Source organism: Rhizobium etli CFN 42 (assembly GCF_000092045.1).
Taxonomy (GTDB): Bacteria; Pseudomonadota; Alphaproteobacteria; order Rhizobiales; family Rhizobiaceae; genus Rhizobium; species Rhizobium etli.
In genome coordinates, this window is the sequence record NC_004041.2 from 356,857 (window position 1) to 371,254 (window position 14,398).

Here is a 14,398-nt window from a genome sequence, read left to right on the forward strand (position 1 = left end):
TGATCCCTGGTTACAAGCGGCAGAAAGCAGTCTGCATGATGCCGGTTCATGAAACGAACGGAACGGAGGCCACCTGACCGTTCGTCATCGGATCCGCGTTCTACCAAAGCGGCCATGCATAGTCCGCCGGCGGAAGGGGTCAATCCCGATGTCACAGCTTGCAACCAACTCAAAGAGAAGGAAAATGCAATGACCAAGATTTCCGAAAGATCATTTGAAACGATCGAAAACCCGGGGTCATCGCCGCTCAAGGTGCCAGATCAGTTCGGCGCATCCGTTGAAAAGGGGAACAAGCAGGTGACAGAGGCTCTTTTGAAATTTGCGTCCGGCGCTGAAGCGACACAGAAAATGCTGCCTCCGATCCTCGAAACGACAAGTCTATTCGGCAACGAATTGTGGTGGAAGACGATCGCTGCACTGCAAGCCGACGCCGAGGCCGGCTTCTCACATTTGCAAGCTTTGCTGGGCGCGAATTCGCCGTCGCAGATCCTCGAACAGCAGTCGACCTTTTTCCGCAAGCGCGTTGAGACAAGTTTGCAGCACGCCAAGGAAGTCCGGGAGCTCTCAAGCAGGGCGGTGGAGGAAATCTCAAAGCCGGTCAAGGATGCTTTTGACAAGGTCCTGACGAACCCCAAAGCGACGTAAAGTAGACTCGGCACTAAGATCAGGGCTGGACGAATCATGATCGGAGCCGCTTTCGAGGAGACAACATTATGCGGCCGACTGATGTTTCATCTGTTCGCGGCGCTGGCGAATTCCGGCGTGATCTGGTCAGAGAGCGGACCCGTGCCGGCCCGGAGGAACGTGGTAGGCGCGGCGGCGGCCGCCGCTGATAAGCTTGCCAGGGCCTCATCTGGTGGCTGGCCACAAAGTGCGCGAGGCCATCGCACCTTACGAGGCTCTTAGATGGTTACATGTGGGGGATAGTAAAATGATTGTAGCTGTTCCAAATAGCGGGGCGTCACGGATTAACCAATCCGGTGTAGAAGCATTACGAGAATTTCCTAACTTTCCGATAGGCGGGATCTTGTTCAAGGATATAGCGCCTATGCTGGCTGGTAGAGGTGCATTGGGCGAAGTCGTTTCTACCGTCGCAAGCCAAGTGTCGGGAACAGAAATCGATGCCATTTTGGCGGTTGATGCGCGTGGTTTCATCTTGGGCGCCTCATTGGCTGATAGGCTCGGTTGCGGTTTCATCATGGTAAGGAAACCCGGTAAACTGCCGGGGGACGTCCTCTCATTTGAATACAGCTGTGAATACTGCTCCGGAACCCTGGAGGTAACTGCCGGCCTCATCGGTGACGGCCTGCGATGCCTGATTGCTGATGACCTTCTAGCGACGGGTGGCACTGCTCGGGCGACTGGGAATTTTGTCAAGTCCCAAGGCGGAGAGATCGCCGGATACGCATTCATACTCGAAATCGAAGTTTTGAAAGGCAGGCGTCAATTGGACGACGCACCAGTGATCAGTGCGATGACGTGCTAGCGCAGCAACATAGACGTAAGGAGGCAAGCGCATGAATACCCCTGATTGGCTTTCGACACCGCAGGACGTGCATGTAGCCAGTCAGACGCTACAGGCCCTCGTCACAAGTGAACTTTCGAAACGAGTCGTCTCGGAAAACGAAATTAAAACGATCTATCTGTTTCTAACCCGCAAGTGCAATTTGGGATGCCACCACTGTTATATCGCAGGCGTCGGGCCCAAGGCCAAGGGCATTGATTTCAACCTGGAGGCGATCCAAGGACTGATCGAGCAAGCACTACCCAATGGGCTGCGCAAGGTTAAGGTTTCCGGGGGTGAACCGATGGTTCACAAGGAATTCATGGCAGTCATGGAATATCTCGCATCCTGTGGGCTGAAGGAGCTGGTTTTCGAGACGAATGGAACCCTCTTTGACGAGTTCACGATCGAGCAGCTAAGTAGGCTCCCCAATTTGACGGTCTTCATCAGCCTCGACCATTTCGACCCAGAGGCGCACGACGCTTTCAGAGCAAAATCGGGTGCGTTCGCCAAGACTGCGATTGTCCTGCAGCGGCTTGGAAAAACTGACATCTCTACGGTGGTAACGACGACTGCCTATCGCAACAACTATGACAAGGTGATTTCGATTATAGATTTGGTGCTCGGCTGGGGCATCAAGAAGCATCGGACGCTGCTCAACATACATCCGATGGGCAACGCGCGCAGCCATGAGGACAATGCGATAAGCTTGGAGGAATGCAAGCTACTGATAGGCGATCTTTTGAAATCTCCCCATTTTGAGAGTGGCGCTGCATACATGACTCTGCCGCCGGCTCTGATGCCTCTCAAGTATCTGAACGGCGTGCATACTTGCGGTTGGGGCGACAACGTACTGGGCATACTGTCGAACGGACAAGTTTCGATGTGCAGTGCCTCCTACGATGATCCGGAAATGATCGCCGGCAATGCCTTCGAAATGCCCTTGATGGAAATCTGGCGCAACAGCCCGTTCTTCCATGAGCTACGCGAGGTGGTGAGTGGCGAGGTTAAGGGCGTCTGCGGCAAGTGCGTGTTTTATCCAGTCTGTCGCGGCGTCTGCAAGATGAGTAGCTGGTCGCACTATGGTGAAAAGGACGCGCCCTATCCGCTGTGCCAGGAACTTTACAATAACGGAGGTTTTCCGGAGTACGCCCTGGTGGACCCGACGAAAGATTCCACCTACCGCCGCGGAGTTATAGCGAAAGAGCGTCGGCCCGCCGCCGAAGCTCCTGTCTATAACTTCTCGGAGGAAATCGCGGCTGCTGCGCAACACACTCACTAACGCAGGAGGCGCGACGTAATAATTGCTGTGTCGACGACGTAATTTAACCAGGTCAACAAAAATAACGTGGAGGATTGAGGATGAGCAGAGCTTTCCGAGGTGCGGCGGGTGTGGCGCACACACTTGCGAACAACGATACGATCCGGCAACAAAGCAGCCGCCCAGCAAGCCCAGGTGATTTCTCGTCTTGCGGAAGGACTCGCCCGGCTGCAGGCGGGTTTGGATGACCAAGCTCAGCAATTGACGGCTGGCCTTGTAAAATTAGAGCAATCGCTAAAGGTGTCACGCAGATCGCAACGGTCGAAATCCGGCTCACTCGCTGCTAACGGCGAACTACAAGACTACTACGTTGATATAACCGCCTCGAAGAAATTTGGCAAAGCCAATTGGCCGCGCGCCGCCGATTCAGGTCTTGTAGGACGCCGCATTGGGCGAGGACCGGTTAGGATGACTGGTTCCGACACACAATCGGCAAAGGCGGTTACCGCCGCATTCGCCAAACTTCTCTCGGCTCAGGCACAATTGCTGCAGATACGCAGTGAAGTGGAAGACCTCAAGAAGGTTCAGAGGTAGCGGCAATGGCTAGTTCCCGACTGTTTGGCTACGCCGTTGACGAAGAGGATGGCAAGCTGGTAATCGTGATTGACGGATTGCTTGCCGAAAGTTGCATCCGGCAAATTCGGGACAGCGCCCAGACGGGCCGCGGTGGTGAACTCTTGTCGCGATTGCTGCCGGTAAGTTCGGTTTACAAGCTTATGTCTGGACAAGAGGAACGCGCTGAAGAAACGCTCAGCCTTGAACAGTTGCTTGGACAAAACGTCGACCAGAGTTTCGCTTCCTTCGAACAACAGTTCGCCGACCTGAGGCAGACACTAGCCGAATTCGGCAGCCCGGAAAGTTCGAAATAAATCACGCAGCCGTATCAGGAGTCTCCGCGATGCTTCGGTTGTCACCAGAAGACTCTATTTTGCTGATCACCTGCCGGGCCTACCTACGACCCGAGGATGAAGAGCGTTTGGTCCGTCTCTGCAAGGGTAAGCGACAAGCAGACCCCATCTGGCGAAGCAGCTTAGCGGTCGGCTATCGGTAGCGGACACGATGAACTGCTGTGAGCTTCTATGTCTGCGCCTAGCTCTGGAACTAGAACTTTTCATATGATCGAGGCTGTTGCGGACCGATTTGAGGGCGCGCCTCGGCAGCTTCGGCGGCGCTGGTCGGACGATTTTAAAGCGCGTGCAGTTGCAGAGGCACTCGAGCCTGGCTCGAGCGTGTCAGCGATCGCACGTCGGCTTGATATCCATCCGTCACAACTGTTTGGCTGGCGTCGCGCCGCCCTGGGCTCTCACAAGGAGAACATAGCGCCGATCGGTCATAAGGCAGTCACGCCATCTGCCGACGGCGCGATAATCGAAGTTCTGATTGGCGATGTCGTCGTGCGCGCTCCCGCCGATGTGGACGAAGCTCATCTGCAGCGTGTCATCCGGGCAGTTCGCTCAGCATGATCCCCGCAGGTGTAAAGGTCTTCCTCGCCAGTCACCCCATCGACTTTCGTAAAGGGCCGGACAGTTTGCTGTCGCTGGTGCGCGACGCCGGCAGTGATCCGTTCAATGGCTCGCTTTATGTCTTCCGGGCGAAGCGGGCGGACCGGGTCAAGATCGTCTGGTGGGATGGATCAGGGGTCTGCCTCTATTCCAAGCGGTTGGAGAAGGCGCAGTTCTGCTGGCCGCGGATCGGCCACAACCGGGTGCAGCTCAATCACGCTCAGCTCATGGCGCTCGTTGACGGCATGGACTGGAAACGGGTGCGCTCAGTGGCGGTGAAGCCGCCGGAGATTGTTGGGTAAAGGGCTGCGGCGAAGTGAATCAACCGCCTGAAAAGGCAGGAAAACCGGAGCAAATTGTGCTCTGGTAGGCCTCATGACGCCGCCCGATCTACAGCTCCCGGATGATGTAGAGACCCTGAAAGCCATGGTCCTTGCCATGGCCGAGAAGGCAGCGCGCACCGATGCTCTCGAGAGCGAGGTCGCAGACCTGAAAGCCAGAAACGCCGATGCCGACGAACGCATCGAGCGACTGACCCAGATCCTGAAAGCCTTCGATCGCGCCCGCTTCGGCCGGCAATCGGAAAAGCTCGGCTCTCCGGGCATCGATGATGAGCAGCAGGCTTTTGTCTTCGAGGAAATCGAGACCGGTATCTCGGCAATCCGAGCCAAGGTAAACAAGGGTGCCGCTGATCCCGATGCGAAACGTGCACCCCGGCCGCGCAAGGGCTTTGCACCTCATCTGGAACGAGTCGAAGTGGTGATCGAGCCGGATGAACTGCACGAACACATCGGCAAACAGAAGGTGCTGATCGGAGAAGACGTCTCGGAGCGACTGGACGTCGTGCCGGCGAAGTTCCGCGTCATCGTCACCCGGCGGCCGAAGTATGCCTTCAAGAACGAAGACGGCGTCATCCAGGCAGCCGCGCCCGCGCACATCATCGAGGGTGGCATTCCAACGGAAGCGCTTCTCGCCCAGATCGCTGTCTCGAAGTATGCAGATGGCCTTCCGCTCTATCGACAGGAGGCAATCTATGCACGCGACAAGGTTGAGCTTGACCGGAAGCTGATGGCCCAATGGATGGGCAAGCTCGGCTACGAGCTCGATATCCTGGCCGACTACATCCTCGCCGAGATCAAGAAGGCTGAGCGCATCTTTGCGGACGAGACGACATTGCCAACGCTCGCGCCCGGATCCGGATCGGCAAAGACAGCCTGGCTATGGGCTTATGCGAGGGATGATAGACCCTTTGGCGGTAGTGGCCCGCCGATGGTCGCCTATCGCTTCGAAGATAGCCGCGCTGGCGATCGCGTCGCCCGGCATCTGAATGGCTATCGCGGTATCCTTCAGGTGGACGGGCATGGTGCCTACAACAAGCTTGCCCGATCTGACGGCGGCAATGACGGCGTGATGCTGGCCGGCTGCTGGTCCCATAGCAGGCGCAAGTTCTACGAACTCCACGCCTCGGACAGCTCCAAGATAGCCAGCGAGACGGTGGAATTGATGGCAAAGCTCTGGGAGGTGGAAGCGGCGGCCCGGGGGCAGAGCCCTGACGCGCGTGTCGCGGCACGTCAGGCGACATCTGCTGCAGTTGTCACTGAGCTCTTCGCCCTGTGGCAAAAGACCCTGCCGCGGATCTCCGGCAAGTCGAAGCTCGCAGAAGCGATCCGCTATGCCACCTCGCGTCGCTCCATCTTCGAACGCTTCCTTACCGACGGCCGCATCGAGCTCGACAGCAACATCGTTGAGCGTGCCATCAGGCCCCAGACGATCACGAGAAAGAACAGTCTCTTCGCCGGCAGCGATGGCGGTGGAAGGACCTGGGCGACTATCGCCACGCTCCTTCAGACGGCGAAGATGAACAACGTGGACCCGCAGGCTTGGCTCACCCAAACACTTGAGCGGATCGCCAACGGCTGGCCGAGCAGCGATCTCGATGCACTCATGCCGTGGAATTACGCGCGCTGAACGGTCTCAGCTTGCCGTTTACCTGCAAGGAGCCTGTCAACTGGCCCTATGTGGTATGGCGCGCCGAGCATAATCGGACGGTGCCGCTGCTTGAGAATCACTTGCGCCGCCTCGATTTGTTGACACTATTGCCTACTGAGGCGGCGCATTACGTTCAGTGCTGGACTGTCATGTCAAAGGTCAGGTCCGCACTCGAATTTCGCAATCTGCCAGAAATCATGGATGCGCTGGATCGGGCCGGCATCGCCTGGTTCCTGGTGAAGGGACCAGATCTCGCGCTTCTCCACTATCCCGATCCACTCCTACGGCCGATGACCGATCTCGACATCATGGTCAAGCCCGCTGACGCGCAGCGCGTGCAGCGGCTCATGTTCGATCTCGGCTACCGGCACGGTATTTTCGACCCTTCAAATGGCAACTGGCATCCGGAACGAAAGGAACTCGATGACGAAACCTTCCGCGAAAGCTATTCCTTGCCGGTGTTTGTAAGGATAGAATCCGTTGAATCTCCGTTCCCTGGTCCCGCGGTGCCACGCCAGCTGCGCTACCGCCACGTAAAGGGATACATCGATTCCGCGAAGAAGCTGCACATGCCCATCTTCATTGATATGCATGTAAATCTCTCCGTCGGCATCGATGTCGAAGACATATGGTCAGGCGTGCGTCTTGCAAACGGTCTAGGCCGCATATTGCAGGTCCAATCCGCGACTGGCGCCGTCTGGTTCCTTTCGGCCAGGCTTTATCACGAGGCCTTCCTTTATAATTCGCTTCGACTATTGATGTTCGGCGATCTTCATGCGGTTCTACACAAAGAAATGGCGAATATTAGCTGGGCGGAGGTCGCTGCGATAGGTTACAAATACGAGATGAGGCCGGCGTTATATTTCGTCCTGACGCAGATGAAGCGCATCTGTGGGATAGACATACCGTCCGAGTTCCTAGAGCTCATTCGACCTGATCAAACCGAGGTACCACTTCAACATGATTGGGGCGACGTGTTGCCCAAACTGCTGTCTATTCCCACTGTTAACGATCTTGAGCTGGCGTAAATATGGCGCCCGAGTCACCATATCGTACAGATCCTGCGGCGAACGACCTTCGTATCGCAGCAACCGAAACCTCTGCAAAGTTTGCGTCAACAGTCCATCGGGCCCTCACGCGGTCAGGAATAACGATCCTAAACACGCAGGTGTTCAGCAATGGCCAGATGGCTGTCACTCCGCGCGACGGCGGGCTTGGCGGAAATGTGGTGGTCGTGCAAACATTTCCTGACAGCGTTCATGATCGTCTTTTCGAGTTGTTCCTAGCGCTTGGTGCCGTGCGGGCGCGGGGTCCCCGCACGATTACCGCTGTTCTTCCCTACCTCCCATATTCGCGTTCGGATCGCCCTGCCTTCGACGGCGGACCTGTACCGGTGCGAATCCTTGCGGGGATTATCGAAACGCTCGGTATAGATCGGCTGATAACTTTCGAACTCCATGTTCCTCAGCTGTGCGCCGCATTTGCCTGTCCTGTCGTCAATCTTCAGTTCGCTCCCGCCCTAGTTCGCCATCTCGGTTCTGCGGCCGTCGATGGCGACATGGTCGTTTCACCGGACTTCGGCGGAGCGAAGCGAGCTGAGCACTTGGCGGCCCTGCTCGGCTGCCCATTCGCTGTCATGCGCAAGCACCGCAGAGACGATGATGACTTTCGGGAGAGCGTCGAGATTCTGGGGGACGTTGCTGGCCGGACGATCATCCTGATTGACGACGAAATCAACAGTGGTCAGACGGCTTTTTCAGCCGCCGCACATCTCAAAGCGGCAGGCGCTCGCAAGATAACCCTTGCCGCAGCCCATGCCATATTCACGCCGTCGCTGAACGAAAACTGGGGACGGTCTCAGATCGACCGCATCGTTGTGACCGACAGCGTCGGACGTACCGACAATTTCCCCGACAGTGTCGAAGTAGTCTCGATCGGCAACGAAATTGCAGGCGCGCTGCAGGCACGCTGAGAAGCATTACCTGAAATCTAGCATCACGCGATTAACACGTGGATCGAGCGCCTGCTCGAATGCCTCTTGGGCGTTTGACGAGGGCCAAAGATTGACCTGCAGCACGTCGAAGCGTGCGGCATGTTCAACGATGGTTCGAATGGCATTTCTCACGTCGTCCGCGCTTTGGGCTATGGTGCCGATCAGTTCAATTTCCCGGTAATGCAGAAAGTTAGCGCCTACCGATAACAAATCGGACGTCGGAATCGATTGGTAGAGTACAATCCTGGCACCGCGTGACGCCGCAGCTATGGCCCCCTGAATGCCTCTGACACCGAAGCGCGTGCAAAAGATGCAGTCGAAGCCCCAGCCATCCGTTAATTTCTCGACGAGTTTCGGATCAGACAGAGAATGAACTGACCCCGTTGCATGGGCGCCGGTCGACATCACAGGCCCATGCGTTGCCACGTCGTCATCGAAAAGGTAAACGTCGCATCCTTTGGTTGTCAGAAGTATCGAATGGAGAAGGCCCATCGTGCCTCCGCCGATGACGGCCACAGTGTCTCCAGCCTTTGCACGCGCCCTATTTATGCCGCGTGCCACGCAGGCGACAGGTTCAACTAACGCGGCACGCTCGGGAGCCAAAAAGGAAGGTACGGAAAAAACCTGATAGGCGGGTACGCCCACAAAATTGGCCAATCCCCCCGGCCCCTGCGGCACCCCTCCTCTCGCTTTAGGATTTAAATATGCACAGTGGTTGTCCAGTCCGAGGCGGCAGGCACGACATTGGCCGCATCTGCGCATTAAAAGCACCGCAACGCGGTCTCCTACGCGCAGGCCATCCGGTACATCGTCCGGCAGAGACACGATCGTGCCTGACAACTCGTGCCCGCCCCAATAGGGGTAAGTCGGCTTGGCGCCCCGATAAACGCGTTGCTCCGGTGTGCAGAGTCCACACAACTCTATCCGCACACCGACTTCGGACGATACGGCGAGTGGAACCGACAATGTCCATTCTTCAACCTTGCGGGGGCAAGTAATTACGAGTCCACGAACCTCCATACGAGACCTCTCGCTCCCCGACACACCGACTATCCTAATATGTACACTTACTTGCATCCAGAATCTAGCCAACAACCACAGGCGGCAGTCAGAAAGCTGATGAAATCACGTGCCTTGCTGGCGGGCTTGCTTATGTCCTGGGTCTTGACAAGCTTCTCGGAGATATCGTCGGCGCAAACGGCAAAGGACGTTTCAAGCGGCAGAAGTGTTCCCTTGCGCAAGGAGCGACGAAACTATTGAAGGTAGAGTGGAGCGCTTGGGCCGCGTCAATGCCACCAGCCTCAAACACGAGCCGCGGTTTACCAGCCCGTTCTTCGATGCATCCTCATCTCTGCGAAGATGCCATGTCGCCTTCCCTCATCTGCCCGCGCGAACCCTCCTAAGAGCCTATCGCCACATCGTCCAAAGCTTCATCCTTCGTGGCGCACCGGTTCGAACCGAACAGACCAACAATCCGAGTCGCACCGAGAAGGATGACGGCAACTAGATCGGTAGTTGGGCGGCCGCAACATCAGAAAGGTCTCAGCGTTTGCTGGACGCGTGCCTGCGATGGCGGTGGTGGCAACGATCTTCTCTGGCTGCCCCAAGCGCGGGAGAGGCCATTCGACGCTAGCAAGAGTTCGCTCGAACCTGATATCCGTTACCGCAACGACTTCGCTGAGACCACCTCCCAGGCACCATTCTACGATGCCGGCGAACAAGGTCAGCGTTGCCTCGTGAACGGAACCATCTCCCCTCCCCTCCCCTCCACTCTTCGAGGTGTCGACGCAAAAGCGAGAACTCTAGACCATCAGGGGATTGGCGTTCAGGCGGCCCTTCGGGAGCAGAGACGGAAATACGTCTACCAGCATGGTCGGTCCCATCGCAGACAAATCGCGTGCACATCCTGCAAGTGGTCCAGCCGCGGTGACATCCAGGATGGCAGTCGGGGCGAGAGCGTCAACCCCATCTGCCTCGCACTCGTCGACTACTTCTACATCCCAAGTGCGAGTGGAAAAGATCCTCGCACGTAGCCTATGATCGTCCTGAAGCAGCTACGCTTCGTAGTAAATTTTTGGTGTCGAGATCGCGAATACCTGCATGAATTTCTCCGCCGCCGTTAGGCGCCGGGAACTCTGCACGAATTGGAATCGGGCGTCCGTTGTCGAATGCTTACGGTTTTGTGCGAGTGAGTCGCGGCAAGGGGATCACCGACTTTGCCGAGGTCTTCTGCTTTTCGTCTAAATCGCCGGGGCACATTTGTAGGATTCACAATAAAACACACCATGACCAATCGGTACCGCGGTCTTGCTAAGCTGCAGGATATAAACGGAAAAATCCATTTACTCTACGTTCCGGGTTTATCCACGTTAGCCTTTCGTTAACCTAAAACCCCTTGCTCAAAATGCAGAATCGGCTCTAATAGCTAGTGGCGGAACTTTAGCGCTTTCGCGAAAAGTTCCGCCACTTGCAGGAAATGGATTTTGAGATGGCGAAAACCGCAGCAAACACAGCGCCGGTCGTCGAAGGGTTGACCGCATTGATGGAGCGTCATGCTGACGCTCTCTCCAGCCAACTTCAAGCACATCATCTCAAGGTCTTCCCGCCGACGTCCGAAAAGGGCATTCGATCCTTTGCACCGTCAGAAGCCTCAAAATTGCTTGGCATCGGTGAGTCTTATCTTAGACAAACTGCTTCGGAAATGCCTGAACTGCACGTTAGTATGAGCCCTGGCGGTCGACGCACGTTCACGATCGAAGATATTCATTCAATCCGTAAGCACCTGGACCTGATTGGCCGCGGGAACCGGCGCTACCTGCCCCATCGTCGCACGGGGGAGCAGCTTCAAGTCGTCTCGGTGATGAATTTCAAAGGCGGCTCGGGCAAGACGACGACAGCCGCGCATCTGGCACAGTACCTGGCAATGCGTGGCTACCGGATTCTCGCGATTGATCTTGATCCCCAAGCAAGCCTTTCCGCACTCTTCGGCAGTCAGCCAGAAACTGACGTTGGTCCGAACGAAACACTCTATGGCGCCATCCGGTATGATGACGAGCAGGTCCCAATCGAGCAGGTTGTCCGAGGAACGTACATCCCGGATCTTCATCTAATTCCTGGCAATCTTGAACTGATGGAGTTTGAGCACGATACCCCGCGCGCGCTTATGAACCGGAAGGAAGGTGACACGCTTTTTTACGGTCGGATCAGTCAGGTCATCGAAGACATCGCGGACAACTACGATGTCGTCGTTATCGATTGCCCTCCCCAACTTGGCTATCTCACGCTTTCAGCTCTGACCGCCGCAACCTCGATCCTCGTCACCGTCCATCCCCAGATGTTGGATGTAATGTCGATGAACCAGTTTCTGGCGATGACCTCGAATCTCCTTCGGGAAATCGAGAACGCAGGCGCCCAGTTCAAGTTCAATTGGATGCGCTACCTCGTCACTCGTTTTGAACCGAGCGATGGCCCGCAGAACCAGATGGTGGGCTATCTGCGTTCGATCTTCGGCGAAAATGTCCTCAATTTTCCGATGCTCAAGACGACCGCCGTTTCGGACGCTGGCCTGACGAATCAAACCCTCTTTGAGGTTGAGCGCGGACAGTTCACGCGCTCGACCTATGATCGGGCCTTAGAGGCGATGAACGCCGTCAACGACGAGATCGAAACTCTAATCAAAAAAGCATGGGGTAGAACCACATGAGTCGGAAGCACCTCCTTGACGTCACCACGGACGCGCCCGACAGCTCATCAGCTGCTGAACACAGAGCGGCAAAGACTCGCTCCATGCCGCTTCTCGGCGTGACCAGAAAAGAACGAGATCCAGCGACGAAGCTGACTGCAAACATCGGTAACGCGTTGCGCGAGCAAAATGATCGTCTTGGTCGTGCCGAGGAGATCGAGCGGCGTCTCGCCGAAGGTCAGGCCGTGGTTGAACTGAACGCGTCGTCAATCGAGCCGTCCTTCGTTCAGGATCGCATGCAAGGTGATATCGAAGGACTTCTTGCATCCATCCGCGAGCAAGGACAGCAGGTCCCAATCCTTGTGAGACCTCATCCCGTTAAACCCGCGCACTACCAAGTTGCCTTTGGACACCGCCGGCTGCGCGCCGTTTCGGAGCTAGGACTGCCGGTCAAGGCGGTTGTTCGAGACTTGACGGACGAGCAGTTGGTTGTCGCACAGGGTCAGGAAAACAATGAGCGCGAAGACCTCACCTTCATCGAAAAGGCACGTTTCGCACACAAGCTAAACAAGCAGTTTCCACGAGAAATCGTCATCGCGGCTATGTCAATCGATAAAAGCAACTTGTCGAAGATGCTCCTGCTTGTTGACGCCCTCCCCTCTGAATTGATCGATGCCATCGGCGCCGCTCCAGGCGTTGGACGCCCAAGTTGGCAGCAATTGGCAGAGCTGGTTGAGAAAGCATCGCCTCCGGCAGGCGCTGCGAAATATGCTGCCTCGGAGGAGGTGCAGGCGCTGCCGTCGTCGGAACGGTTCAAGGCAGTGATCGACCATCTGAAACCGCGTCGGACTGCGCGCGGGTTGCCAGACGTCCTGTCGACCCCCGATGGCGACAGGCTTGCGCAGGTCACGCAGAGCAAGAGCAAGCTAGAAATTACCATTGACAGGAAAGCCACGCCGGATTTCGCGGCTTTCGTACTCGAGCATTTGCCGGCGCTTTACCAGGAGCATCGCGCAAAGCATCAACGGAAACAGGGAGTGTAACCCGCAAAAGAAAAGAGCTCCCTCAACGTCGCCGTCGTGGAAGCCCTTCTGTCTCTGTAGCAAGAACAGAATCGCATTTCCTCGAATCCTCGTCAAGAGTCTTTGGCGCCGTTTTGGTGAGCGAATTTCCTTTGCCTGCTGAAAGGTGAGAGACAATGCAGTCGGGGAATGTAGCGACGCCGTTCGGGCGGCGGCCAATGACGCTTGCGCTCGTGCGGCGCCAGGCGGCAATGGAAATCAAGCATGGAAAAGCTGCCGATAAGTGGAAAGTGTTGAGAGACGCTTCCGCCGCGATGGAACTGCTCAAGATCCAGTCGAACAGTCTGGCTGTTCTTGACGCACTTTTGAGTTTTTATCCTGACAATGAGTTGCGTCAGGATGCACAATTGATTGTCTTCCCCTCGAATGCCCAACTGGCGCTTCGGGCGCATGCAATGGCGGGCGCAACGTTGCGGCGGCATATTGCCATTCTGGTGGAGTCGGGGTTGATCGTCCGTAAGGATAGCGCCAATGGCAAGCGCTTCGCCCGCAAGGGCGACGATGGCCAGATCGAGAATGCTTTTGGCTTCGACCTGTCGCCCCTCCTGGCGCGATCGGAAGAGTTGGCGATGTTGGCGCAAAGAGTGGCGGCCGAGAGAGCCTCGCTCAGGAAAGCCAAAGAGAGCCTTACAATTTGCCGGCGGGATGTTCGCAAACTTATTACTGCTGCAATGGTCGAGGGCGCCGACGGCGATTGGAAGACGACCGAGGACATCTACATTGCGCTCGCGAGCAGAATTCCGCGCGTTCCGACCCTTGAAGGGGTCACTAGCGTTCTCAATGAAATGGAGATGCTCCGTGAGGAAGTGCTTAATCGTTTGGAAAACCTCGAGAATGCTGAAAAAATTAGCACCAATGCTGCTCATATCGAGCAGCACATACAGAATTCAAAACCCGAATCCGTAAATGAATCTGAACCACGCTCCGAAAAGGAGCAGGGGGCAAAGGCGAGCTTGAGCCTTCAGCCGAAGAATGAATCGCAAAGGGCGTTCCCCTTGGGATTGGTGCTCAAGGCGTGCCCGATGATCAGCGACTATGCACCGCGCGGCGTGGGAAGCTGGCGAGATCTGATGTCTGCCGCTGTGGTGGTTCGATCTATGCTGGGGGTAAGCCCTTCCGCCTACCAGGATGCCTGCGAGGCGCTAGGACCGGAGAATGCTGCGGTGGCAATTGCGTGCATCCTGGAAAGGGCTAACTTCATCAACTCTCCTGGAGGCTATCTGCGGGATCTAACGCGCCGAAGTGAGCGCGGTGAATTCTCGCTTGGCCCGATGATAATGGCGTTGTTGAAGGCCAACGGGCAAGGCGGTTTGAGGGCTGGGTAA

Annotated in this window: 14 protein-coding genes and 1 pseudogene; 13 read left to right on the forward strand and 2 right to left on the reverse strand. The window is 56.4% G+C overall.

The features are described from left to right. Positions 1-189: 189 nt before the first annotated feature. The 10 genes from RHE_RS31110 (at position 190) to prs (ending at position 8,288) form a co-directional block, all read left to right on the forward strand. Positions 190-645, forward strand: a complete 456-nt coding sequence (locus RHE_RS31110; protein WP_018247122.1) for a phasin — start codon at positions 190-192, stop codon at positions 643-645. 286 nt (positions 646-931) lie between these two features. Beyond that, positions 932-1,486 (forward strand): adenine phosphoribosyltransferase, encoded by a 555-nt coding sequence (locus tag RHE_RS31115; protein WP_004672710.1) that lies wholly within the window; start codon positions 932-934, stop codon positions 1,484-1,486. Between the two features lie 31 nt (positions 1,487-1,517). Further along, the gene (locus RHE_RS31120; RefSeq protein ID WP_011053496.1) at positions 1,518-2,786 is read left to right on the forward strand and encodes a radical SAM/SPASM domain-containing protein; all 1,269 of its coding nucleotides are present in this window, start codon (positions 1,518-1,520) and stop codon (positions 2,784-2,786) included. Positions 2,787-2,909: 123 nt separating this feature from the next. Further along, on the forward strand, positions 2,910-3,359 hold the full coding sequence (locus tag RHE_RS31125; protein WP_244425858.1) for a hypothetical protein: 450 nt from the start codon (positions 2,910-2,912) through the stop codon (positions 3,357-3,359). Between the two features lie 5 nt (positions 3,360-3,364). Continuing rightward, on the forward strand, positions 3,365-3,694 hold the full coding sequence (locus RHE_RS31130) for a hypothetical protein (protein ID WP_004672714.1): 330 nt from the start codon (positions 3,365-3,367) through the stop codon (positions 3,692-3,694). Positions 3,695-3,940: 246 nt separating this feature from the next. Continuing rightward, positions 3,941-4,288, forward strand: a complete 348-nt coding sequence (locus RHE_RS32820) for a transposase (protein ID WP_092755364.1) — start codon at positions 3,941-3,943, stop codon at positions 4,286-4,288. After that, entirely contained in the window at positions 4,285-4,629 is a 345-nt protein-coding gene (gene tnpB / locus RHE_RS31135) for an IS66 family insertion sequence element accessory protein TnpB (protein WP_011053349.1), read from the forward strand. The genes RHE_RS32820 and tnpB overlap by 4 nt, the downstream gene beginning before the upstream one ends. A 73-nt stretch (positions 4,630-4,702) precedes the next feature. After that, complete coding sequence (locus RHE_RS31140; RefSeq protein WP_011053350.1) at positions 4,703-6,295, forward strand: IS66-like element ISRel15 family transposase; 1,593 nt, start codon at positions 4,703-4,705, stop codon at positions 6,293-6,295. Next, the gene (locus tag RHE_RS31145; RefSeq protein WP_042120134.1) at positions 6,277-7,344 is read left to right on the forward strand and encodes a nucleotidyltransferase family protein; all 1,068 of its coding nucleotides are present in this window, start codon (positions 6,277-6,279) and stop codon (positions 7,342-7,344) included. The genes RHE_RS31140 and RHE_RS31145 overlap by 19 nt, the downstream gene beginning before the upstream one ends. Before the next feature lie 2 nt (positions 7,345-7,346). Further along, a complete protein-coding gene (gene prs / locus RHE_RS31150) occupies positions 7,347-8,288 on the forward strand; it encodes a ribose-phosphate diphosphokinase (protein WP_011053499.1) in 942 nt (313 codons plus the stop codon). Between the two features lie 6 nt (positions 8,289-8,294). Here the strand turns inward: prs and RHE_RS34945 are convergent, their stop codons facing one another. Then, positions 8,295-9,386 carry a zinc-dependent alcohol dehydrogenase gene (locus tag RHE_RS34945; RefSeq protein WP_309506636.1) on the reverse strand — a complete coding sequence of 364 codons (1,092 nt, stop codon included), beginning with the start codon at positions 9,384-9,386 and terminating at the stop codon, positions 8,295-8,297. Between the two features lie 353 nt (positions 9,387-9,739). Further along, positions 9,740-10,363: pseudogene (locus RHE_RS33170) on the reverse strand (acyl-homoserine-lactone synthase). A 434-nt stretch (positions 10,364-10,797) separates the two neighbouring features. Here RHE_RS33170 and repA point away from each other — a divergent pair. The 3 genes from repA to repC all read left to right on the forward strand — a co-directional run bounded on the left by repA (position 10,798) and on the right by repC (position 14,398). Continuing rightward, complete coding sequence (repA, locus tag RHE_RS31165; RefSeq protein ID WP_011053501.1) at positions 10,798-12,012, forward strand: plasmid partitioning protein RepA; 1,215 nt, start codon at positions 10,798-10,800, stop codon at positions 12,010-12,012. Next, positions 12,009-13,034, forward strand: a complete 1,026-nt coding sequence (gene repB, locus RHE_RS31170) for a plasmid partitioning protein RepB (RefSeq protein ID WP_004672729.1) — start codon at positions 12,009-12,011, stop codon at positions 13,032-13,034. Before repA ends, repB begins: the two co-directional genes overlap by 4 nt. A gap of 155 nt (positions 13,035-13,189) precedes the next feature. Continuing rightward, the gene (gene repC / locus RHE_RS31175; protein WP_011053503.1) at positions 13,190-14,398 is read left to right on the forward strand and encodes a plasmid replication protein RepC; all 1,209 of its coding nucleotides are present in this window, start codon (positions 13,190-13,192) and stop codon (positions 14,396-14,398) included.